Raw genomic sequence first — 23,090 nt, 5'->3', positions numbered from 1 at the left:
TCGTATGGAGTGACGGATCAGCCGCCGACTCCCACGCGGACGTCGGGAGCGCCGAGTCGTGCTGCGTCGGCGGTCTCGTCGTCCGGCTGTGCCTGCGATTCGCGTTCTGCCGCAACACGCTTGCGGTAGTGCTCGATCTCGTCGGACACGTGCTGCTCGTCCCACCCAAGAATCGGTGCGACCAGTGCGGCCACCTCGGATGCGGCGGCTTCGCCGCGATCGGCCAACTCGATCGACACGCGGATGCGCCGCGTCAGGATGTCGTCGAGGTGCTGGGCACCCTCGTGGCTCGCGGCGTAGACGGCCTCTGCCTTGAGATAGTCCGGTGCATTCTCCAAGGGCTTTCCGAGCTCCGGGTTCTGATCGATCAGCTCGAGAACCTCACCGACCAGGGTCCCGTAGCGGCCGAGCAGGTGCTCCATCCGACCGACACGCATCCCGGCGCGCTCGGCCGCGAGCTGACGGGAGTTCCAGGCGCCGAAGTAGCCGTCGGCACCCACGAGCGGGATCTTCTCGGTGACGCACTCCGGAACCTTGCGCTCCATGTTGTGCACCGCGGAGTCGACCGCATCCTTCGCCATGACCCGGTACGTCGTGTACTTGCCGCCGGCGATGACGGTGAGGCCACGCACGGGGCTGGAGACGGCGTGCTCGCGAGACAGCGTGCTGGTGGAGTCGGACTCGCCGTACAGCAACGGACGCAGACCGGCGTAGACACCGACGACATCCTTGTGATCGAGCGGATCCTGCAGCAACTTGTTGACGTGCCCGAGGATGTAGTCGATGTCGCTCTTGCTGGCCGCGGGATGCGCCAGGTCGAGCTTCCAGTCGGTGTCGGTGGTGCCGATGATCCAATGGCTCCCCCACGGGATCACGAACAGCAGCGACTTCTCGGTGCGGGTGATGATGCCCGTCGAGCTGTTGATGCGGTTGCGCGGCACCACCAGGTGCACGCCCTTGGACGCGCGAACCTGGAACTGGCCGCGGCCGCCGACCATCTCCTGGATCTCGTCGGTCCACACACCGGCAGCGTTGATGACCTGCTTGGCGTGAATCTCGAACGACTCCCCCGACTCGAGGTCCGTCGCGACGACGCCGATGACACGGTCGTCCTCACGCAGGAAGCCGGTGACGCGAGTGCTGTTGGCGCACAACGCTCCATACGCCGCTGCGGTGCGGGCGATCATCATGGTGTGGCGGGCGTCGTCGACCTGGCCCTCGTAGAAGCGCACGGCACCGCGGATGGCGGAGCGCTTGCCCGACGGGAACGACTCGAGCGTCTTCTTCTTGCCCAGGTGCTTGTGGTGCGAGGGCACTCCGCGGCCTGCGCCCATCACGTCGTAGACACCGATACCGAGGCCGACGTACGGCCGGTCGATGATCTTCTCGAGCGGATAGATGAACGGCACGGGGCGTGCGAGGTGCGGGCACAGGTCGTTGAGGACCAGGGACCGCTCCTTGAGCGCCTCGAAAACCAGCGCGAAGTTGAACTGCTCGAGGTAGCGCAGGCCACCGTGGAACAGCTTGCTGGACCGGCTGGAGGTCCCGGCGGCGTAGTCACGCGCCTCGACCAGGCCGACCTTGAGACCGCGGGTGACCGCGTCGAGTGCAGCACCCGTCCCGACGACGCCGCCGCCGATGACGAGGACGTCCATCTCCTCGGTGGCGAGACGTCGGAGTGCTTCCTTGCGGGCTTCGGGGCTGAGAGCTGTTGTGGTGGAATTCATTCGGCATCGACCCAATCGAGTGTTCGTGTGACGGCTTTCTTCCAACCGGCGTAGAGCTTGTCTCGCTCCGCGTCATCCATGGACGGTGTCCACGTCTTGTCCTCGGCCCAGTTCTCGCGGATCTCGTCCTCGCTCGCCCAGAATCCGACAGCAAGGCCCGCCGCGTACGCCGCGCCCAGTGCAGTGGTCTCTGCGACCACCGGCCGGACGACATCCACGTTCAGGATGTCGGACTGGAACTGCATCAGCAGCTCATTTACCACCATACCGCCGTCGACCTTGAGCACCTCGAGGTCGACGCCCGAATCGGCGTTCATGGCCTCGATGACCTCGCGTGTCTGGTAGGCGGTGGCCTCGAGCACGGCTCGTGCCAGGTGGCCCTTGTTGACGAATCGGGTGAGTCCGACGATGGCGCCGCGAGCGTCGGAGCGCCAGTGCGGAGCGAACAGACCGGAGAACGCGGGCACGAAGTAGGCGCCGCCGTTGTCGTCCACGGAGCGCGCGTCGACCTCGATATCCGCTGCGGTGGAGATCATTCCGAGGTTGTCACGCAGCCACTGCACCAGCGATCCGGTGACGGCGATGGAACCCTCGAGGGCGTACACCGTCGGCTGGTCGCCGATCTTGTAGCAGACCGTGGTGAGCAGTCCGTTCTTGCTCATCACCTTGTCGGTACCTGTGTTCAAGAGCACGAAGTTGCCTGTGCCATAGGTGTTCTTCGCCTCACCGGGCGAGAGGCACGCCTGGCCGAACGTGGCGGCCTGCTGGTCGCCGAGGATGCCGGCGATGGGGACACCGCTGAGCGAACCGCGCTCGCGGACGTTGCCGTACACCTCGGACGAGCTGCGGATCTCCGGGAGCATGGACATCGGGATGCCCATGTCGGCACAGATGCCCTCGTCCCAGGCAAGGGTGTCGAGGTCCATGAGCAGTGTGCGCGAGGCATTGGTGGGGTCGGTGTAGTGCAGACCCCCGTCGGTACCGCCGGTCATGTTCCACAGGACCCAGGTGTCCATGTTGCCGAAGCACAGCTCGCCGGCGTCGGCCTTCTCCTGCGCGCCCTCGACGTTGTCGAGGATCCACTTGACCTTGGGGCCTGAGAAGTAGGTCGCGAGCGGCAGGCCGGTCTTCGCGGTGTACTTGGTGGCGTCGCCCCCGCCGAGCTTGGTGACGATGCGGTCGGTGCGAGTGTCCTGCCAGACGATGGCGTTGTAGACGGGCTTGCCGGTGGCACGCTCCCACACCAGTGCGGTCTCGCGCTGGTTGGTGATGCCCACGGCCGCGATGTCCGACGGGGTGAGGTCGGCCGCGGCGAGTGCGCCGGCGGAGACGCTGCGGACGTTGTTCCAGATCTCCACGGCGTCGTGCTCGACCCATCCGGCCTGCGGGAAGATCTGCTTGTGCTCGCGCTGATCGGCGGCGACGACGGTGCCCTTGTGATCGAAGATCATGCACCGAGTCGAGGTGGTGCCCTGATCGATCGCTGCGACGTAACGGGTTTCGGTCATGAGTGGTTCCCCTGGGTAGTGGAGTGGACGATCATGCGGACTTCTCGGGCAGACGGCTGGGCTCTTGCTCGTCGTCGCCGTCGGGATCGGCCGGCAGGAACCGACCCACCAGGTTGTCGTACAGCAGGACGCCGATGGGGCCGCCGATGATGGGCCCGAGGATCGGCACCCAGAAGTAGAGGCTGCCGTACTGATCTCGCCATGCCCCACCGTATCCCGTGATGAACGACGCCAGGCGGGGTCCGAAGTCACGAGCCGGGTTGATCGCGTAGCCGGCGTTGGTGCCCCATGCGAAGCCGATGGCCACGACGATGAGTCCGACGATCAGCGGGGCCATGTTGGACAGCGGCGGGCTGTTACGCGAGTCGGACACGGCGACGATGAGGAAGAGCAGGATCGCGGTACCGATGATCTGGTCGATCAGCGCGGAGCCGAGGCTGACGGGCAGCGTGCCGTTGCCGGGCAGCGTCGAGAAGATCGTCTGCGTCGCGGTGGTGTGCTCGGGATCGATCGCGTTCAGCATGTCGTTGTAGTTCCACCGCACCAGCAGCGCGGCGACGAAGGCACCGAGAGTCTGCGCGAGCGCGTACGGCGCGACCTTCGACCACGCGAAGCCCCGGAACAACGCGAACGACAGCGTCACAGCCGGATTGAGGTGCGCACCGGTGGCGCGCCCGGCGACGTAGATGCCGAACATGACGCCCAGGCCCCAGGCCCAGGCGATCGAGTCGTGGTCCCCGAGGCTCCCGGACTCACCACCGGAGACCACCTGCGCCACGACGCCGGCACCGAACAGAATCAGAATCATCGTTCCCGCGAACTCGGCTGCCATCTCTGCGGGCAGCCCCCACTTCGCGCGTTTGTCCGTCACGCCATCTCCCTCGTGTTTGTGATCCAGGCCATAAAGAGCAACTGGAAGCCATGCTAGGTGACATGCACGTTGTCGCAAACCGCGTGCACATATGTGCAACTCGGACCGGATCGCGATACCGCGGCGGTCCAGATGTGGTTTAGCGTGGGCTCATGTCGGAGCTGCAGATCTATGGGGAACCCCTGCTCCCCGACGCGACGGATCCGCGCACGATCGACGCGGTGCAGGCGGCGCGGCTCTACTACTTCCAGGACTTGACGATGGCCGCGATCGGCCGCGAGATGGGCGTCTCCCGCAGCACGGTGTCGCGGCTGATCACCTTCGCCCGCACGTCGGGACTCGTGGAGATCAAGATCAGCACCGCTCTCGGCCAGGCACCCGGGCTCGAGCGTGCCTTCGCCGATCGGTACGGCGTCCGTGCCCACGTCGTGCCTGTTCCGGAGACCGTCAGCGACGTCGATCGCCTGGACCGGGTCGCCATGTTCGCGGGCCGCCTGCTGACGACGTTCTTCGCCTCCGACATGGTCATGGGCGTCGCGTGGGGCACGACGGTGAGCGCGGTCAGTCGACACCTCGCCCCGAAGCGCACCCACAACTCGCACGTGGTTCAACTCAACGGCGCAGCCAACACGCGCACCACCGGAGTGTCCTACGCGACGGACATCGTCCGCACTGTCGCCGACGCGTACGGCGCTCTCCCCCAGGGCTTTCCGGTTCCCGCGTTCTTCGACTACCCGGAGACTCGGCAGATGCTGTGGCGCGAACGCAGCATCAAACGCGTGCTCGACCTGCAGGACCGGATGGACCTCGCCGTGTTCAGCATCGGCGTGCACGGCGGCGCCGTGCCGAGCCACGTCTACAGCGCGGGTTACCTGGAGAAGTCGGATCTCGAGGAACTCGACCGGGACGGCGTCGTCGGCGACATCGCCACCGTCTTCCTCCGCTCCGACGGCAGCTACGACCGCATCGCGCTGAACGAACGTGCAAGCGGCCCACGCCTGGACCGACTCAAAGCCGTGCCGCGACGCGTGTGCATCGTCGCCGGCGAGTACAAGCTCACCGCGCTGCGAGCGGCCCTCGCGGGAAAGATCGTCACCGATCTCGTGATCGACGACCTCAGCGCGGCGACCCTGCTGCAGGCGTAGGTCAGCCCTTCTTCTTCGTTCCCGGCAGGATGCCCGCGGAGATGACTGCCTTGACGTAGGGGCGCGCGGAGGAGATGAGCTCCTCCGCGTCGTCGACACCGCGCCACGCGGCGGCTGCCATCGCATCGGTGCGGTCCTCGATGTGGCGGTCGAGTGCGACACCGTCGTCCGTCAGAGTCTCGACGCCGTCGGCTGTCGTGACGAGACCGCGCGCGGCGAGACGCTCGGCCGCCGAGTCCCACTGCTCGTCCGACCACTCGCGCGTCAGCTGGGTGATGCGACGCCCGAGCACCCGACGAGCACCGGGCTCGGGGTGCTGGGCCTCGTGGAAGACACCGGCCTCCGTCGGATCGAGGTCTGCGTCGAGGAGAGCCGCGAGGTGGCCGTCGCCGCGCCATTCCCGCAGAACCGCGATGGCGTGCCACAACTGCAGGTGCGGGACGTCGGGCGCCGACGACTGATGCCACGCTGCGGACAGTGGGCGGCCGGCGAAGGTGAGCGTGTCGCCGATGCCGTGCAGGCGGTCGGCCAGCGACGTGAGGCCCGGGTCGGACACCGACTCACCCAGCGCACCTCCGAGGACGGTGTCCAGGGCGTCCCATCGGCGCCGAGCCACGGTGTCGAGGCCCGCGGCGATCGCCGCGGGCCAGGAGCGCTCGATCAGCGTTGTGTTGAAGCTGTAGAACGCGGCGGCGACCACCCCGGCGGCACAGGGCCCCATCGGCTCGGCGCGCGAGCCCACGTACCAGGCGTGTCCGTCGAGACCCGTGTCCCGGCCCGCCGCTCCGAGTTCGGGATTGAAGTACGCCGAGATGTGGAAGGGCTCGAACGTGCGGTACGCGGCGCGGGCATGGGCGGCTGCCGTGGAGTCGGTCATGGGTCGAACCTACTGGGCGGGGTGTGCCTCGGAACCCCCGAATCGACGACAGCGCTGGACACTCCCTGGTGAGAGGGCCCAGCGCTGTCCGGAATGCGGTGTCAGGACGCCGAAGCCTCGAGCGAGGTCTGCTCACCGGTGTTCTCGGCCTGCGCGATGTTGATCTTGCGCGGCGCTGCGCGCTCGGACAGCGGGATGTGCACGGAGAGAACACCGTTGTCGTACGACGCGGTGATGCGCTCGGTGTCGATGCCGTCACCCAGCGCGAGCTGGCGACGGTAGGTACCGGTGAAGCGCTCCGAGGTGAGCCACTGCCGGGAGTCGCCGCTCGGTGCCGAACGGTGGGCCGTCACCGTGAGGGTTCCACGGTCGACGTCGAGGTCGATCGAGCCTGGATCCACACCGGGGAGATCCGCGTCGAGGACGTAATGGTCGTCGACCTTGTACAGATCCATCGGCATGAACCGCGGCGAACGGTCGGTGCCCGACCCGGCTCCCAGCAAGCTCGAGGTCACGGCGTCGAGGTCACGGAAAGGATCGAAGCGAAGCACAGCAACACACCTCCTGTATCTCGTGGACACCGAGCCCGTCATGCTCGGCTCCTCTGTGCGTGACACCGAATTTAGCACTCTCCACCCGAGAGTGCCAAGTACCCTCCAGAAAATTTTCTGGCCGAAGTTGCTCTCGCAGTGCAGGACTGGTCGAGGGTAAGTGCGGCCCGCTCACGGCGACTACGCTGAGGGAAGTGCGCGAAACGGACACCGCCGTTTCCGGAAGAAAGGCCTCCCACCCATGGCGATCGACTACACCAAAAGGCCGTCCACCCCCGCCCCGGCAGCGGGCGGCGTCAATCTGAGCAAGGTGACGCTGTCGAAGGCCGCGCCGACGGTGAATCTGGCCAAGAAGGGCGAGAGCCAGGGCGCGATGCGCGTCAACCTCAACTGGTCGCAGGGCGCGGCCGCACCCGAGCCGAAGAAGAAGGGCTTCCTCGCGAAGCTCGCCGCCGCGTCCTACGGCACCGGCGGCGTCGACCTCGACCTCGGCTGCCTGTACGAGCTGGCCGACGGGTCGAAGGGCGTCATCCAGGCACTGGGCAAGAGCTTCGGCGCGCTGGAGAGCGCACCGTTCATCCAGCTCGACGGCGACGACCGCTCCGGATCCGTCACGGGCGGCGAGAACATGCACATCAACCTCGCGCGGCCCGACGCCTTCAAGCGCATCCTCATCTTCGCGATGATCTACGACGGCGCCCCGAACTGGGCCGCGGTCGACGGCGTCGTCACGCTGTTCCCCACCAGCGGCCCGCAGGTGGAGGTGCGTCTGGACTCCGACAACAACTCCGCCCGCATCTGCTCCATCGCGCTGATCCAGAACACCGGCCAGAGCATCACGGTCACGCGCGAGGTCGAGTACATCCAGGGCAGCCAGGCGGACCTGGACAAGAAGTACGGCTGGGGCATGCGCTGGGCGGCCGGGCGCAAGTAGCCGGTCAGGGCACCGGCAGCACCTGTGTGAAGAGAACCGCCCCGGTACCGTCGCACAGGTTCACCGTCAGCGACCGCGAGTCCTCGTCGATCAGCACCTCACCGAAGTGCTGGAAGGTATCGAGTGGTGAGGCGTTCGGCTCCGGCGGTGCGTGCACGAACACAGCCTCCGGGCCGAAGGTGGGATCGAGGTCGTTCGGCCCGAACGCACCCGCGTTGAGGGGCCCGCTGACGAACTCCCAGAATTCACGGAACTCCTGGTAGGCGGCGCGCTCGGGTGAATACCGATGCGCCGCCGTGTAATGCACGTCGGCGGTGAGCCACACGGTGCCGGTGACGTCGTTCCGGTCGATCGCGGTGAGTACCTGCGCAATGTCGGTCTCCCGGCCGAGCGGGGCACCGGGGTCACCGTTGCCGACGCCCTCCTGCGCCGTCTTCCCGTCCGGCACCACCAGTCCCAGCGGGAGGTCGTTGGCGATGATCTTCCACGTGGCCTTCGAGCGCGACAGCTCGTCGATCAGCCACCGCCGCTGTGCATCTCCGAGAATCTCCCCGGTCGGGGCGGTGTTGGCACTGTTCGCATCCTTGTAGCTCCGCATGTCCAGGACGAAGACGTCGAGCAGCGGACCGTAGGCGATCTTCCGGTACACCCGCCCGTCGACGGCCTCGGCGGGAACGACCGGGAGCCACTCGTGAAATGCCTGCAAGGCCCGCTGCGACAACAGGTTCACATCTTTCACGGTGTACTGCTCGAGGTCGAGAATCTCACCGGGATACCAGTTGTTGACGGTCTCGTGATCGTCCCACTGCACCACCTGCGCGACCGAGGAATTGAAGCGCCGGTAGTTGTCGTCGGTGAGGTTGTACGCGTACTGCCCGCGATACTCGTCGAGAGTCTCCGCGACCTTGGACTTGGCCTCGGACATCGTGTTCCGCCACACCCGGCCGTCGGGCAACGTGACACTCTCCTCGAGCGGACCGTCGGCATAGATGACGTCGCCGCTGTGCAGGAACAGGTCCGGTTCCCGATCGGCCATCGCTCCGAAGATGGTCATGCCGCCGATGTCGGGGTTGATCCCGTAACCCTGGCCCGCCGTGTCGCCGCCCCACAGGAGGCGAATGTTCGACGGCCCGTCGGGAGCCGTGGAGAACACCCCGGTGACGGGCTCCGACGTGGCGCCGTCCTCGCCTTCCAGCGTCACGCGGTAGTGCACTCGCTGTCCCGCCGGCAGACCCGTGAGGCGCAGCACGCCGGTACCGTCGGACTGCGGTGTGAGGAGAGGTCCCCGCGTCGTCGTGACGGAGGAGAACGCGTCGGTGGCCGACGTGTCGACGATCATCGTCGCGGGCGTGTCCGACCGTGCCCAGACGAGCGCACCATCGGCACGGACGTCGCCGCTCGCGACGCCGTGGGTCAGCGACGGGCGCGCCCGCACCAGGGTGGGCCCGGTGCTGCAGGCGAGCAACGGCGTGGCCGCGGCACCGAGCGCGGCGTAGCGGAACAGGGAGCGTCGCGACATCTGCATGCTCCGCACCGTGCCGCACGGACTTGAACGGGGCGTGACTCTCAGGAGGACAGCCGGGTGCCCGATCGGTCGAACTCGGCCCGGTGCGTTCCGTCCGCTCCTGTGACCAGGATGGACGCCGCCGAGTCCCGGTCCTGCGGAAGAAGACGCACCGTCACCGCGCTGGTGGAGTCGCTCTCGAGGGCGGTGATCACCGAGGTCACGATGTCGCGATCGACCACGCCGGTCACGTCCGCGCCGCGGTCGTCGAGCAGGACCACGTCGACTCCCCGACTCCGCGCTGCCCGCGCCGCACTGCTCACCTCGGAGTCGGCCAGTCCGGCGGCACGCAGGGTGTCCCGCAGATGGAACTCGAGAAGACGGCAGGACAGTCGCTCGTCGTCGGACAGCGGCTCGCCCGAGGCGATCCTGGTGAGGAGGGGGCGGGCCAGCTCGTCGAGCCGGGTCAGTTGAAGGTCCCGCTCGTGCAGTGCCGCGGCGGCCGCGGCTTCCTCCGCTGCCTGTCTCGTGGACTCCTCCCGTAACCGGAAGATGTCCGTGACGGGCGAGCGCAGCGCGAACGCGAAGAACGTGCCCATCAACACCAGCGCGCCGCTGGGCAGCACGTACAGCACGGCGTCGACCGCGCTCTGCTCGGTCAGCAGGCACCAGACGAGCGTGACGACGAAGATGCCGAGGAACCCGGCCCACGCCCACCACGTGCGCCCACGGACACAGAGGAAGGTGTAGATCCCGGCCGCCGTCCCGATCGGCCACATCTGCAGAGGGTTCCCGATCGGCACCGGAAGCGCGGCGAGGACGATCGCACACGACAGCGGGCCGGTGAGCGTGACGGCTGCCGTCGCGCCGAAGGGGATCGGATCGCCCGGGACGCGGAGGAGTGCCGCTACGGACACGGCATGCAGGACGACCGCCACCGCGACGAGCGCCGGCTCGCTGACGCCCTCGAGTGTCGAGGCGGCGGCCAGAACGACACCGGCGACGTTGAAGGCGACCACCACGAAGGCTGCACGCGTGTGCATGCCCAGCAGAGTCGTGACATCGTTCGTTCTGCTCACTGTGCCTCCCACCGCAGTTCGACGACGGTGCCCCGACCCACCGCGGTGTGGAGCGCGGCGGAGCCGCCCGGAAGCCGGTGCATGCGGTCGAGAATGCTGACCCGGACGCCCAGGCGATGTGCCGGTATCGACGACAGATCGAAGCCGGGGCCGTCGTCCGTCACCGTCACCCGGAGTCCGAGTGGGGAGAGCGCAGCCACGACCGACCGGTGGGCATCGGGGCCCGCGTGCCGCAGGCTGTTCCGCATCGCCTCGGCCATGGCGGCGCCCACGGTGCGGACGGTCTCGGCCGGCACCGTCCGTTCCGCCGCATCGGCCTCGAACCGGAAGCTCAGTGTCGCCGATGCGTCCACTGCCGCGGCCGCGGCACGAAGGTGCGCGACCACGTCCTGCACCTCGAAGTCCGAGACCGGCAGCGCGTCCCGTCGCAACGTGTCGAGCTCCGCCAACGCGACGCTCGCCTGGTCGACGAGACGCTGATCCATCGGACCGCGCGATGCGGCGAGGAGCGTGGACATGACGTTGTCGTGGATCAACCCGTCGAACCGTCGACGTTCGACCGTCCGCGCCTGCACCGCGGCAGAACTGGCGGCCTGCGCGTAGGTGGACTCGCGGGTGCGATCGAGAAGGAAGCCCGTGCGCGACGCCGTGATCGACGCGGCGACGAAGATGAGGCTGAAGCCGAAGCTGTAGACGATGTCTGCCACCAACGGACTCCGGTCACCGGCGTCACGCAGATAGTGGTTGACCAGTTGGACACCCGTGACGGCCACCGCGAGATGGAGGAACGCCCAGCGCGGCCTCATCGACACCGCAGCCCCTAGAGAGGCCAGGGCAGGGAAGAGGGAGAACCAGGCAGCCTTCCCGTCGGGCAGGGTCTCGCCCGTCCATCCGAGCGGCCAGGTGAGCAACCCGAGCAGAAAGACCACGGCGCAGGCCGCCGCCAGTGGCCGGAGCGCACGCTGACCCCGCCGGCCGAACGACGCGGCGCCCAACGCCAGTCCGGGTCCGAAGAACAGGACGAGCCCGACCGGAGTCCACCAGGACGCCGACACCCCCTCCAGATCGCGGATGAGCGGAATCGACACGAGCAGGTAGAAGACGTAGCCCACGCCGATGAAGCGGCCGAACATCGTGAGGATCTGATCGGCCGCGCTGCGCTCCGCCGTCGTCACGACTTCCTGCGTCGACGAGGAAACGGCAACCACCCGTCCTCCAGTGCCCGTTTGTAGAGGTCGGTCTTGGTCGGGGCGGGCCTGCCGGCGTCGGCGTACTTGAGCCGAATGCGGCCGAGATAGTCGTTCACCGTCTCGGGTGAGATGCCCATGGTCGACGCGACCCGCGTGGCGGTCTCCCCGGCCGCGTAGAGCGTGAGGAGCCGTCGATGCTGCGGGCTCAGATCCACCGCGGCGAGGTCGGGATCCCCGTCGATGGCCGCCGCCCAGTCGATGGTGGGCACCATCTCGCCCCGGGCTGCACTCCGCACGGCGTCCACCACCGCGTCGATCGGCTGGGACTTGCGCACCACACCGAGCACACCGGCGCGGGCGGCGGAGCGCACCAGGAACGGATCCTCGCCCGAGGTGAGAACCAGCACGTCGAGACCGCGGGCGCGGATGGCCTCGACGTTGGACACCGGCGACGATCCGTCACGCAGTCGAAGATCGAGGATCACCAGATCGAGGTCCGTGGTCGCGTCGAACAGCTCGGCGACCGTGGGGGCGCTCGCGACGAAGTCGAGGTCGGGATGATCGGCGAGGGAGTCCCGCAACCCCCGGATGGTCAGCTCGTGATCATCGACCATTCCGATACGCGCACGTTCGACCCCCACCGGACCCCCTCAGCCACAAAGTCGTCAGAGCATAACCATCTGACCGGTCGTGTTGTGGTGCCAGGTGTCAGCGCCGGAGCTCCTCGGCGATCGCGAGAACGCCGATGCGCACCTCCTCGAAGCTGGTGCTGAGCGGGCTCAGGCCGAGCCTGATGCCGCTCGGGGCCCGGAAGTCGGGGATGACACCGCGCTTCCACAGCCGCGCCGTGACCTCGCGGAAATCGGGGTGATCGAGCGTGACGTGTCCCCCGCGCTCGTCCGCGTTCTCCGGCGAGGCGATCTCCACGCCCAGTGGCACCAGGTCCGAGCGCACCAGCTCGAGCGCGTACTCGGTGAGAGCGACCGACTTCGCGCGGATCGCGTCCATGCCGACCTCGCCGATCATGGCGAGCGTGTCCTGCATCGCGATCATGCCGAGCACCGGCGGGGTGCCGCTGATGACGCGTCGCACGCCCTCGGCCGGGACGTATCCCTGCTCCATGGCGAAGGCGTCGGCACGCCCCATCCATCCCCATACGGGCTGCCGAAACTCGGGCAGATGCTCCGCGCGGACGTATGCGAACGCGGGCGAGCCGGGACCACCGTTCAGGTACTTGTAGGTGCAGCCGACGGCGAGATCGACACCCCACTCGTCGAGACGGAGCGGCACGGATCCCACCGAGTGCGACAGGTCGAGCACCACCAGGGCGCCGACGTCGTGCGCGACACGGGCCGCCGCGGACGCGTCCGCGAGAAAGCCCGAGCGGTAGGCGACATGACTGAGAAGCACGAAAGCTGTTCGCTCGGTGACGACATCGGCGATGTCCGCAGTCCCTACGCCCGACCGCCGGTCCGAGTCGATCCACATCAGCGTCAGGCCGAGCTCGGACGCGATGGACTCAAGGACGTAGCGATCGGTCGGAAAGTTGTCGCGATCGAGCACGATCTCGGTCCGGCCCGGCCTCAGCGCCGCCGCCCCGCGCGCGATCTTGTAGAGCAGGACGGTGGTGGAGTCACCGATGACGGTCTGCCCGGGTGCTGCTCCCAGGGCCACTCGACCGAGCGTGTCGCCCAACGTGATGGGCAGCTCGAACCATTCCTCGTCCCACCCGCGGATCAGCCGGCCACCCCAGGCCTGCGCCATGAACGTCGAGACACGCTCGATGCTCGCCGTCGTGGGCCGACCGAGCGAATTGCCGTCGAGATAGGACACGACGGGATCGGCGTCGTCGGTGTGGAAGCGAGAGCGGTAGTCGCGCAGGGGGTCCCGTGCGTCGAGGTCTGCTGCGTTCATGGCTGTCCGATCTCGGTGCGGGCGGCGAACAACTCGGGGAAGAACGTCAACTCGAGGGCACGCTGGAGGAAGCCGACACCACTGGAGCCTCCGGTACCGCTCTTGTGCCCGATCGTACGGAGCACTGTGCGCATGTGCCGGAACCGCCAGAGCTGAAAGTTCTCCTCCAGGTCGACGAATTCCTCGAACGCCTCGTACGCGGCCCAGTTCTCGGTCGGGTTCTCGTAGACGTGCGTGATCGGTGGCATCAGATCGTCGTTGCGCGCGTACGGCGCGGTGACGTCGCGCCGCAGCGCACTCTCCGGAACGTCGAGTCCTGCGCGGGCCAGGCACCGCCACAGGGCGTCGTACACACTCGGCTCGCGGTGCACCCGCGTCAGCAGTTCGGTTGCCACCGAGTCGGATTCGAACACCGTCAGCATCGCCGCGTTCTTGTTGCCCAGCACGAACTCCACCGCGCGGTACTGCGCGGACTGGAACCCCGACGAGTTTCCCAGGAACCCGCGGAACTGCGCGTACTCGGTGGGCGTGAGTGTCGCGAGCACCGACCACTGTTCGGTCAGCGTCTTCTGGATGTGTTTGACCCGAGCGACACACTTCAGCGCGAACCCGAGGTCGTCTGCGTCGAACGCGTCGCGTGCGGCGAGCAGTTCGTGCAGCACGAGCTTGAACCACAGCTCGGTGGTCTGGTGCTGGATGATGAACAGCAACTCGTCGTGATGCTCCGGGACACTCACCGGCTTCTGCGCGCTGAGCAGAGTGTCGAGATCGAGGTACGCCCCGTAACTCATCCGCTCGCGGAAATCGGTGACGATGTCCTTCTCGATGGCGCGCTCGTCCATTGCTCCTCTTCCGTCGATTCCCCCGAGCCTAGGACGTAGATTCGAGGGATGAGCGAGTCCTCGGAACGAATCGACATCGTCCTGCACCCGGACGTTGTTCGAGACCTCGGCACGGTGACCGACCTGGTGCAGTCCGCGCTCGCTGCGCGCGGCGCCACCGGCGAGGTCCACGTGTCGGACGACGTCTCCGTGGCATCCGGTGACGTGATCGTGGTCCCGGCCCCGGGCGGACGCGTCGACACGCAGGCGAGCGACCGGTGTGTGGTGCGTGTCGACTACGGCTACGTTGCGACGGACCTGTCGCCAGGGTTGCACTCGCACATCCGTGGCCGAGGGCTCGGCGGGCTCCGCTACGCAGTGGACAGAATCCACCATCACCGACTGCACCCGGCCACCGTCGAGTCGTACGGGGAGCACTCCGAACAGTTCGCCGAAGTGCGGGGGACGAGCGGGCCGGTCGTCGCCCTGATCCACGGCGGTTATTGGCGGGCACCGTGGCGACTCGACTCGCTCGACGCCGCGGCCATCGATCTCGCCGACCGCGGCTACACCACCTGGAATGTCGAGTACCGCACACCCGACGAGCACGGGTGGGAGACGACGGCGGCGGATGTCGCCGCGGCCCTGAAGCACGCTGGTGCGCAGGCCGTCCTCGGCCATTCGGCAGGAGGTCAGCTCGCGCTGCGCTGGGCCGCCGATGCCCGTCCCGCACTGGCCGTGAGCCTCGCCGGAGTCCTCGACCTGAAGATCGCCGACGACCGCGGCCTGGGTGACGGCGCGGTGCGCGCCGCCCTGGGCTCGCGGTACAAGGATGCTCACGCGGAGTCGTCCCCCCGAGCGCGACTGCCACTCGGGGTTCCGCAGATCGTCGTGGTCGCGGCATCGGACGATCCGAACCTGAACGACATCGGCCGCGAGTACGTCACCGCAGCATCGGCCGCAGGTGACGATGTCACGCTTGTCGAAGGCCCCGGAGACCACTTCAGTGTCGTCGACCCGCGGTCGGAGATCTGGCCTGCCATCGTGGAGCGGATCGAGGGACGTCTCCCCCGCTGATCGTCACTCGTGCGCGGTGTACTCCGCGTCGGTGACGGGGTCCATCCACACGACGACGTCGTGCTCGTCGTCGCCCTCGTTGATGGCGAGATGCACCATCAGGCGATCCGGTGCGGCGCCGTGCCAGTGCACCTCGTCGGCCTCGAACAGCACGCGGTCGCCGGGACGGATGACCTCGACCGGCCCACCCTGCCGCTGGCACAGACCGACGCCCTCGGTGACGAACACCGTCTGACTCAGCGAGTGGCGGTGCCAGTGCGTACGCGCCCCCGGCATGAAGTGGACCAGGTTGGCCGAGACCCGCGACGGGGTCGGAGCTGCGGCAACGGCGTCGATGTAGACGTCGCCGGTGAACCAGTCGGCCGGACCCTTGGTGGTCGCGATCGAGCTTCGGGTGATCTGCATGCGCGGTTCCTCTCGTCGGTGGTGCTGGTGTCCAGCATTCGCGGTGCCGTCCACGGGGGAAGTCCCTGCCGAGGAGCGCCCCGGCAGGGCACCCCGGTCGTCTAGGTGAACAGGGCGTCGACGATCGCAGCCTTGTCGGCAGCGCTCTGCGGATGCGTCAGCATGCCCTCGACGGCGAACACCACGACCTTGGTCCGCGCGGCGATCCGCTCCTCGGCGACGCCGACGTGGCGCAGTTCCTCCGCGACCAGCGCATCGGCCATGGCATGGAAACTGTTGTGCCACTCGTCGATCGGAGCCGACACCGCAGCGCGGGCGTGAACGGTGTCCACCAACCAGTGGTAGCGCTCGAGTTCGGTCACCACCCACGTCAGCCGTTCCTGCGGTGACGTCACCTCCAGCTCCGCGAAGCGCGTCAACGCCGTCGCCGTGATCTCGGTGAGGGCGGCGACGAGCAGTTCGTCCTTGTCGGAGAAGTACCAGTAGATGGTGTTGGGCGTGACGCCGGCGCTCTGCGCTATCCGGCTCAGCGGGGTGCCGTCGAATCCGGCCTCGACGAACAGGGCCGTCGCGGCGTCGACGATCTCGGCCCGTTTTTCTTCCCGATCCTGCGGACGTCTGTTCCGAGGCATGCGGTCACCCTATCTTGATGCTCGATCAAGACGCTGCTACGTTCTCTTGAACGTCAATCAAGAGGAGCCCGCATGCCTGACACCGTTCGCGACGACCTGTGGTTCGACTCCGGTTCCGATCGCTGCGCGATCTCGGTCCTCCGACCTGCCGGGCTCGACGGTTCCGCGCCGATCATCGTCATGGCCCACGGCTTCGGATCGGTGCGCGCGTTGCGCCTCCCCGCCTACGCGGACCAGTTCGTCCAGGCGGGCTACGTCGTCGCGCTGTTCGACTACCGGCACTTCGGCGACAGCGAAGGAACCCCACGGCAGCTCCTGGACGTGCGCAGGCAGCTCGAGGACTGGCGCAACGCGCTGGCCTTCGCCCGGCTACTCGACGGCGTCGACCCCGACCGCGTCGTCGCATGGGGCACCTCGTTCGGCGGGGGCCATGTCCTCACCCTGGCGGGCACGGGCGAACGACTGGCCGCGATCATCGCGCAGGTCCCGCACGTGGACGGCATCGCCGCCGTGCGCTCCGCCGGCCTGCGCCAGACCCTGCGTCTCGCACCGGCAGCCCTCTCGGACCAGATCCGGGCTCTGCTCGGTCGCGAGCCCCGCTACATCGACTCGATCGGCGAACCCGGTGCCCTCGCCGCCATGGTCTCGCCCGACGCCGCCGTCGGACGTGACCGCCTTCTCGAGGCGTCGGGACTGCAGACCGGTGACTACCCCGAGACGGTCGCCGCCCGCATCCTGCTCCACATCGGCCTGTACTCGCCGGGGAAGACGGCCGCGAACATTCAGTGCCCCGCCCTCGTCCAGATCGCCACGAACGACGCCATCACCCCGACGGACATCGCGCTGCGCACCGCACGAAAGATCCCCCGCGCCACCGTGGTGACGTACGAGGGTGGTCACTTCGATCCCTACGTCGAGCCGCTCTTCCCCCGGATCATCGCCGACCAGCTGGCGTTTCTTCGCGACGTCGTGCCGGTCGCCAGGTGAGCAGAAGCGCCAGCGCCAGAAGCAGTTCGGCGATGTCGCCGCCGTAGTACATCAGCTCGCCGGCGCCCTGGCGCTGATCGGCGGGAACCGGGATCTGCACGAGGAGTCCCGCGTACATGAGCTGCGACAGGACGGCATGGCCGAGAATCGCTGCCCCGAGTATCCAGAGTCGGGCGGGTACTGACGGCCTGCCCGGTGCCGGATCGGGGCCGGCGACGACCCACGCGAACAGGTACCCCGCCAGGAAGAAGTGCACGTGCACCAGCAGGTGCAGCGCCGTGCTGTGTGTCGTCGCCTCGTAGAGCGGGGTGAAGTACAGCAGCGCGAGACCACCGAGGTTCAGGGCCAGCGCGACGACCGGGTCGGCGATCACGTGCACCGGCCGCGAGCGCAGGACACGTCCGATGGCGCGGCCGATCGGCGGCGACACCGAGCGCAGCACCAGCGTCATCGGGGCACCGAGTACCAGAGCCAGTGGCGCGTACATGCCGAGAAGCAGGTGCTGATGCATGTGGCCGCGGAAGTCGCCTTCCGGGTAGGGCGACAGTGCGGGGACCACGGCGAGGACGAGGAGCCCGATGCCGACGAGGAAGCTCACCGTGCGCCATGAATTCCATCCCCGCGGCTCAAGCCTGCAGCGCTCCGCCGCAACGACATACGCGGCTGCCACCACGACGAGGATCACGACCGGTCCGAGACCACCGCTGCCGTGATGGGTGTCGTGCGCGAGCATCATCGCGATCGACGTGTGCTGCGCTGCATGAGCCAGCCGCCGGCGATCAGGAGGACACCGAGGGCGAGGAAGCCGAGGTCCCACCACAGTTGACTCGGACCGCTGCGAACGTGGTGGATGCCGAGGACGTGATGGTCGACGATGCCCTCGACCAGGTTGAACAGGCCCCACCCGACCAGAACCCATCCCCACAGCACTCGCGACGCCCACACCCGCCCGCGCGATCCGGTGACACGCGAGTACAGCATTCCGAGACCCAGTAGGACCGCGAGCCAGGTGACCGTGTGGAAGACGCCGTCCCACAGCGTGTTGATTTGGAGGCCGTGGACGGTGTCGACGGGATAGGGCTGCAGGCCGATGTTGTCGTCGCCCGTACTGCTCAGCAGGTGGTGCCACTGAAGGATCTGGTGCAGCAGGATGCCGTCCACGAAACCGCCCAGCCCGACACCGAGGACGATGCCGGGCAGGGTGATGCCGCGATCGGGTGAGACGCGTCGCGGACGTTCCGAGGTGACCATGCGCAGGGCGGTACCCGGCGGCAGGGCCTCGAAACGGCGCGGCTACTTGCGGCTGGGCGGCTGCAGAAACTTCATGGCACCCCGCAGCACAGGCTCGGGCACCTTGTCCTTCGCCGCCATCGCCTTGTCCATCACCTTGGTGCGCGTCTCAGTTCCGCGGCCGAACGCCTTGTTGAGCGCCGACCCTTCGGCATCCATCTGTACGTGCAGCGGCGGAGCGCCGTCCTGCTGCGCGATCGCATTGCTGATCACGACGCGCTGGATCTCGCTGGTGCCCTCGAAGATGGTGTACAGCTTGGCGTCGCGGTACCACTTCTCCACCGGGTGGTCGGTGATGTAGCCCCACCCGCCCATCGTCTGGATCGCCCGCTCGGTGGAGGCCACCGCGACCTCGGTGGCGGCGAGCTTGGCCATCGACCCCTCGCCGCGCTCGAAGGCGACACCCGTGGCCGCCATCCAACTGGCGCGCCACGTCAACAGGCGCGCCGCGTCGATCCGCATCGCGAGATCCGCCAGCGGGAAGGCGATGCCCTGGTTGTCGATGATCGGTGACCCGAACGCCTCACGCTCGTTGGCGTACTTCGTCGCGTACTCCAAGGAGGCACGGGCGATTCCGAGGGCCTGAGCGGCCACCATCGGTCGCGTCTGCTCGAGCGCTCCGAGAGTGGCGGAGCGACCTCTGATCCCGGTCTTCTCCGCTTCGCGCGCCTTGGCCAGCTTGTGCTCGAGCTTGTCGAGGCCGCCCAGGAGGTTGGCACCGGGAATGCGGACACTGTTGAACTTCAGCTCCGCGGTGTGGGAGGCGCGGCACCCCAGCTTGTCGAGCTTGCGCACGAGTTCCAGTCCGGGGGTCCCGCCGGGGACGATGAACAGGGCCTGGCCCTTGTGACCGAGTTCCGGGTCCACATTGGCGTTGACCACATGCACGTCCGCGATGCCGCCGTTGCCGATCCACATCTTGTGGCCGTCGATGATCCAGTCGTCACCGTCCTGCCGCGCGGTGGTCCGCAGGTTGCGAACGTCGCTGCCGCCCTCGGGCTCGGAGATCGCGAGCGCTGCCAACTTCAGATCGTCCGGGGTGCCGAAGCACTGCGGTGCCCATTCGAGCATCTGCTCGGGCGTCGCCGCCTGACCGATGGCCGACAGCGCGAGCGCCGGCATCACCACCGCGAGACCGATTCCCGCACAACCCCAGAACAGTTCCTCCATGAACACCGGCAGCGAGAGCCCGGTCGGGTCACCGATGAGGTCGCGGTAGAACAACGGCGAGTAGAAGCCCGCCCGCGCCGCCTCCTGCAGCACCGGCCACGGGAACTCCTGCTCCTTGTCGTAGTGCTGCGCGACGGGTCGCACCACGTTCGCGGCGAAGTCGTGAGCACGACCGACCAACTCGTGTTGGGCCGGTGTGAGCGTCAGATCGAAAGCCATGATGTCCCCCCAGGACGGTTGTTTCGGCAGGGCATACCCCACCTCGACGAGTGTTACACGTCACTCCGTCTCATCAGGCAACGCGCTCGCCAACACTTGCGCGAGGTGCTCACCGCGGCGATCCGTGAGATCGGACAGCTGGGTACGGCAGGAGTAGCCGTCGGCCAGAATCGACGCGGTGTCCGCCGCCGACTGCACCGCCGGCAGAAATTGCTGACCGGCGATGGTGACCGAGACGTCGTAATGCCCCTTCTCGACGCCGAAATTCCCGGCGAGCCCGCAGCAACCACCTAGTCGCTGCACATCGGCGCCCGCTCTCTCGAGCAGAGCCGCGTCTGCGCCCCAGCCCATCACGGCGTGGTGGTGACAGTGCGGCTGCGCCACCACCTCTCGGCCGTTCAGGGACGGCGGTTCCCACCCGCGCTCGGTGAGCAGTTCGGCCAGCGTGCGGGTGGCCTCGGCGACCGGCGCGGCGCGCTCCTTGCCGAGCAGTTCCGTTGCGTCGCTTCGTAGTACACCGGTGCACGACGGTTCGATACCCACGATGGGAACACCGCCGTCCGACGCCTCGGTCAGGGCGTCCACGGTGCGTCCCAGGATGCGCTTCGCGGCGTCCAGTTGACCGGTCGAAATCCACGTGAGAGCGCAACACTGCTGCGTCTCGGTCAGCCGCGGTCGGTAGCCCGCCGCCTCGAGCACACGCACCGTCGCCCGGCCCACCTCGGGCGTGAAGTGATTGGTGAAGGAGTCGACGAAGAGCACGACGGGATCACCGGTCGTGGGCCGGTGCGATTCGTGGAACCACTGCCGGAACGTCCTCGGGGCGAACTCGGGTATCGAGCGACGAGGATCGATGCCCGCCGCACGCAGTGCCAGCGGACCCACCCCCGGAAGCCGCGCCGCAGCGTTGACGGCGCGCGGCGCTCGAGCGGCGACAGCGGCCCAGCGCGGAAGCCACCCGAGCGAGTAGTGCGCCGCAGGGCGTAGCCGACGTCGGTAGCTCTGGTGCAGCACCTCCGCCTTGTACGACGCCATGTCGACACCGGTCGGACAGTCCGAGGCACATCCCTTGCAGGACAAGCACAGATCCAGGGCATCGTGCACCTCGGGCGAGCGCCACCCGCCGGTGACGTCGGTGCCGTTGATCATCTCCTGCAGTACCCGGGCGCGACCGCGGGTGGAGTCCTTCTCCTCCCGAGTCGCCAGGTACGACGGGCACATCACCCCGCTGGTGCCGGTGGTGTCCGCGCGGCACTTACCGACGCCCGTGCACCGGTGCACGGCCTGACTGAAGTCGCCGCCGTCCTCGGCGTAGGCCATCGCGAGCAGCGTCCGAGACGTCGCGGACGGGACACGAAGATCCGCATCGAGCGGTCGAGGATCCACGAGCACACCGGGATTGAGGATGCCGTCGGGATCGAACGCATGCTTGACGGCACCGAACAACGCGAGTGCGTCCGCCGAGTACATCAGGGGCAAGAGCTCACTGCGCGCACGGCCGTCGCCGTGCTCACCGGACAACGACCCGCCGTACCGCGCCACCAGCGTGGCGGCATCGACGAGGAACCGGCGGAACACCCCTGTCCCACCGGGCTTGTCGAGTGGCAGGTCGATGCGCACGTGCAGGCACCCGTCACCGAAGTGCCCGTACGGCAGCCCGGTCACCCCGTACTGCGTCATGAGGTCGTCGAAGTCGCGCAGGTATCGGCCGAGCGAGGCCGGCGGTACCGCCGCGTCCTCCCACCCGGCGTGTGCCGGCAACCCCGCGGGACTGCGCCCCGCGAGTCCGGCTCCGTCTGCTCGGATCTGCCACAGCCGAGCGGTGCGTTCCGCGTCGGTGACCACCAGGGAGTCGACCGCTCCGCAGCCGCGTGCGACCGCGTCGGCTCGGTCCATGGCCTGCTCGCGGGTATCGCCGACGACCTCGACGAACAACCACGCGGCGCCGCCGGGAAGCGGCGGAACCGCATGGGGTCCGCGGCGTTCGCGGACGACGTCGACGATGCGCGAATCGATGCCCTCGCACGCCGTGGGCGCGAACGTCAGGACGGTGGGCGCGGCGTCACCGGCGGTGGCGATGTCCGGGTACCCGAGAACGACGAGGATGCGGAACGCCGGCTCCGTCACAAGGTCGACGGTGGCGCGCGTGGTGACCGCGAGCGTGCCCTCGCTGCCCACCAGCATCCGGCGGACGTCGAAACGGTTCTCCGGCAACAGGTTCTCCAGCGCGTAGCCGGAGACCTGGCGGCCGAACATGCCGAATTCCGTTCGGACGGTTCCGAGTCCGCCGGCGACGATCTGCCGCAGCGCATCGAGAGTCGGAGACGTGGTGTCCCTCGGCAGGTGCAGCTGCTCCCCGCTGCCCGTCACCACGTCGAGCGCGGAGACGTTGTCGGAGGTCCGGCCGTAGCCGAGAGTGCGCGAGCCGCACGCGTTGTTCCCGATCATGCCGCCGACGGTGCAGCGCGTGAAGGTGGACGGGTCGGGACCGAACCGGAGCCCGTGCTGCGCCGCTGCCTTCTGCACCACCGACTGCACGGCGCCGGGTTCGACAGTCGCGGTGCGCGCCTCGGGGTCGACGTGGAGCACCCGGTTCAGGTGCCGACTGACGTCGAGCACAACCCCGGTACCCACCGCGTTGCCGGCCACGGACGTGCCGCCGCCGCGCATGGTCAGCGGAACCCCGGTCTCGCGGCACATCGCGACGGCCGCCGCGATGTCCTCGGTGCGACGGGGCCGCGCGACGACGAGCGGGTGCACGCGGTAGAGCGACGCGTCGGACGAATAGGCGGCGCGGGTCGTGCCGTCGGTGAGCACGTCGTCGAGGCCCGCGCGGCGCAGTGCGCGGGCGCAGTCCTCGGCGGAGATCACCGTGTCGACGCTACCGGGCCGGGTGGGCGGGGGTGTGGGGTTGGCGGGGGCGAACGGGTGCGGGCGGGCGGGTGCGGGTGGGTGGGGGGCGGGTGGGTGGCGGGCGGGTGCCGGCGCGCACTGCGCGGCAGTACGCGCTGGACGTGGCCTGCGCACGGTGCTGGGCGGTGAGCGGATGGTGGTGCTCGCTTGTCCGCGCACGCTCCGGTCGGGTGCGCCGGTTGTGGTGAGCGGGGGTGCTGACGGTCGCGCGGATCGGCGCGTCGGTCGGCGCCGCAGACGCGCACCGTGCAGCAGTACGCGCAAGTCCGTGGCCTG

21 protein-coding genes are annotated in these 23,090 nt (G+C 68.2%); 4 read left to right on the top strand and 17 right to left on the bottom strand.

Annotated features, from left to right (window positions below):
* Positions 1–17 precede the first annotated feature (17 nt).
* Genes OHB23_RS08760 through OHB23_RS08750 form a run of 3 tightly spaced genes read right to left on the bottom strand, consistent with a single transcriptional unit; the run spans position 18 to position 4,067 of the window.
* On the bottom strand, positions 18–1,727 hold the full coding sequence (locus OHB23_RS08760; RefSeq protein WP_042573785.1) for a glycerol-3-phosphate dehydrogenase/oxidase: 1,710 nt from the start codon (positions 1,725–1,727) through the stop codon (positions 18–20).
* Positions 1,724–3,235, bottom strand: a complete 1,512-nt coding sequence (glpK, locus tag OHB23_RS08755; protein ID WP_328811324.1) for a glycerol kinase GlpK — start codon at positions 3,233–3,235, stop codon at positions 1,724–1,726. The genes OHB23_RS08760 and glpK overlap by 4 nt, the downstream gene beginning before the upstream one ends.
* Positions 3,236–3,266: 31 nt before the next feature.
* Entirely contained in the window at positions 3,267–4,067 is an 801-nt protein-coding gene (locus OHB23_RS08750; RefSeq protein WP_051613174.1) for an MIP/aquaporin family protein, read from the bottom strand.
* Between the two features lie 191 nt (positions 4,068–4,258).
* Here OHB23_RS08750 and OHB23_RS08745 point away from each other — a divergent pair, with 191 nt between their 5' ends.
* On the top strand, positions 4,259–5,251 hold the full coding sequence (locus tag OHB23_RS08745; RefSeq protein WP_222645645.1) for a sugar-binding transcriptional regulator: 993 nt from the start codon (positions 4,259–4,261) through the stop codon (positions 5,249–5,251).
* Between the two features lies 1 nt (position 5,252).
* Here the strand turns inward: OHB23_RS08745 and OHB23_RS08740 are convergent, their stop codons facing one another.
* Positions 5,253–6,128: an SCO6745 family protein gene (locus OHB23_RS08740; RefSeq protein ID WP_222639013.1), complete on the bottom strand. Its 876-nt coding sequence runs from the start codon at positions 6,126–6,128 to the stop codon at positions 5,253–5,255.
* Positions 6,129–6,229: 101 nt separating this feature from the next.
* Positions 6,230–6,679: an Hsp20/alpha crystallin family protein gene (locus tag OHB23_RS08735; protein WP_027504782.1), complete on the bottom strand. Its 450-nt coding sequence runs from the start codon at positions 6,677–6,679 to the stop codon at positions 6,230–6,232.
* Between the two features lie 241 nt (positions 6,680–6,920).
* Here OHB23_RS08735 and OHB23_RS08730 point away from each other — a divergent pair, with 241 nt between their 5' ends.
* Positions 6,921–7,613: a TerD family protein gene (locus tag OHB23_RS08730; protein WP_328811323.1), complete on the top strand. Its 693-nt coding sequence runs from the start codon at positions 6,921–6,923 to the stop codon at positions 7,611–7,613.
* 4 nt (positions 7,614–7,617) lie between these two features.
* On the opposite strand, the gene OHB23_RS08725 is transcribed toward OHB23_RS08730, so the two are convergent.
* The 6 genes from OHB23_RS08725 to OHB23_RS08700 form a co-directional block, all read right to left on the bottom strand.
* Positions 7,618–9,138, bottom strand: coding sequence for an alkaline phosphatase D family protein (locus OHB23_RS08725; protein WP_328811322.1), 1,521 nt, complete (start codon positions 9,136–9,138; stop codon positions 7,618–7,620).
* A 41-nt stretch (positions 9,139–9,179) separates the two neighbouring features.
* Positions 9,180–10,196 carry a hypothetical protein gene (locus OHB23_RS08720; RefSeq protein ID WP_328811321.1) on the bottom strand — a complete coding sequence of 339 codons (1,017 nt, stop codon included), beginning with the start codon at positions 10,194–10,196 and terminating at the stop codon, positions 9,180–9,182.
* Entirely contained in the window at positions 10,193–11,371 is a 1,179-nt protein-coding gene (locus OHB23_RS08715; RefSeq protein ID WP_222632921.1) for a sensor histidine kinase, read from the bottom strand. The genes OHB23_RS08720 and OHB23_RS08715 overlap by 4 nt, the downstream gene beginning before the upstream one ends.
* A complete protein-coding gene (locus OHB23_RS08710; RefSeq protein ID WP_222632922.1) occupies positions 11,368–12,000 on the bottom strand; it encodes a response regulator in 633 nt (210 codons plus the stop codon). The genes OHB23_RS08715 and OHB23_RS08710 overlap by 4 nt, the downstream gene beginning before the upstream one ends.
* A 94-nt stretch (positions 12,001–12,094) precedes the next feature.
* A complete protein-coding gene (kynU, locus tag OHB23_RS08705; protein WP_328811320.1) occupies positions 12,095–13,300 on the bottom strand; it encodes a kynureninase in 1,206 nt (401 codons plus the stop codon).
* Complete coding sequence (locus OHB23_RS08700; RefSeq protein ID WP_328811319.1) at positions 13,297–14,142, bottom strand: tryptophan 2,3-dioxygenase; 846 nt, start codon at positions 14,140–14,142, stop codon at positions 13,297–13,299. The genes kynU and OHB23_RS08700 overlap by 4 nt, the downstream gene beginning before the upstream one ends.
* 48 nt (positions 14,143–14,190) lie before the next feature.
* Between OHB23_RS08700 and OHB23_RS08695 the strand changes: the two genes are divergently transcribed.
* On the top strand, positions 14,191–15,198 hold the full coding sequence (locus OHB23_RS08695) for an alpha/beta hydrolase (protein ID WP_328811318.1): 1,008 nt from the start codon (positions 14,191–14,193) through the stop codon (positions 15,196–15,198).
* 3 nt (positions 15,199–15,201) lie between these two features.
* On the opposite strand, the gene OHB23_RS08690 is transcribed toward OHB23_RS08695, so the two are convergent.
* Both OHB23_RS08690 and OHB23_RS08685 read right to left on the bottom strand, forming a co-directional pair.
* Positions 15,202–15,603 (bottom strand): (R)-mandelonitrile lyase, encoded by a 402-nt coding sequence (locus OHB23_RS08690; protein WP_222630602.1) that lies wholly within the window; start codon positions 15,601–15,603, stop codon positions 15,202–15,204.
* 101 nt (positions 15,604–15,704) lie between these two features.
* The gene (locus OHB23_RS08685; RefSeq protein ID WP_328811316.1) at positions 15,705–16,235 is read right to left on the bottom strand and encodes a TetR/AcrR family transcriptional regulator; all 531 of its coding nucleotides are present in this window, start codon (positions 16,233–16,235) and stop codon (positions 15,705–15,707) included.
* Between the two features lie 72 nt (positions 16,236–16,307).
* On the opposite strand from OHB23_RS08685, the gene OHB23_RS08680 reads away from it, so the two are divergent.
* Complete coding sequence (locus tag OHB23_RS08680; protein ID WP_328811315.1) at positions 16,308–17,222, top strand: alpha/beta hydrolase; 915 nt, start codon at positions 16,308–16,310, stop codon at positions 17,220–17,222.
* Here the strand turns inward: OHB23_RS08680 and OHB23_RS08675 are convergent.
* From OHB23_RS08675 to OHB23_RS08660, 4 genes are read right to left on the bottom strand one after another with little or no spacing between them, the layout of a single operon-like run.
* Positions 17,170–17,958, bottom strand: coding sequence for a cytochrome c oxidase assembly protein (locus OHB23_RS08675; protein WP_328811314.1), 789 nt, complete (start codon positions 17,956–17,958; stop codon positions 17,170–17,172). The two genes, OHB23_RS08680 and OHB23_RS08675, sit on opposite strands and share 53 nt — an antisense overlap.
* Complete coding sequence (locus tag OHB23_RS08670) at positions 17,955–18,473, bottom strand: DUF2243 domain-containing protein (RefSeq protein WP_328811313.1); 519 nt, start codon at positions 18,471–18,473, stop codon at positions 17,955–17,957. The genes OHB23_RS08675 and OHB23_RS08670 overlap by 4 nt, the downstream gene beginning before the upstream one ends.
* Positions 18,474–18,515: 42 nt before the next feature.
* Positions 18,516–19,901 carry an acyl-CoA dehydrogenase family protein gene (locus OHB23_RS08665; RefSeq protein WP_328811312.1) on the bottom strand — a complete coding sequence of 462 codons (1,386 nt, stop codon included), beginning with the start codon at positions 19,899–19,901 and terminating at the stop codon, positions 18,516–18,518.
* Positions 19,902–19,961: 60 nt separating this feature from the next.
* Positions 19,962–22,772 carry an FAD-binding and (Fe-S)-binding domain-containing protein gene (locus OHB23_RS08660; protein ID WP_328811311.1) on the bottom strand — a complete coding sequence of 937 codons (2,811 nt, stop codon included), beginning with the start codon at positions 22,770–22,772 and terminating at the stop codon, positions 19,962–19,964.
* Positions 22,773–23,090 lie beyond the last annotated feature (318 nt).

This window comes from Rhodococcus sp. NBC_00294, assembly GCF_036163995.1.
In the GTDB taxonomy this organism is placed as follows: Bacteria; Actinomycetota; Actinomycetes; order Mycobacteriales; family Mycobacteriaceae; genus Rhodococcoides.
The sequence above is the reverse complement of the archived record's forward strand: the minus strand, read 5'-3'. Positions and strand labels throughout refer to the sequence as shown.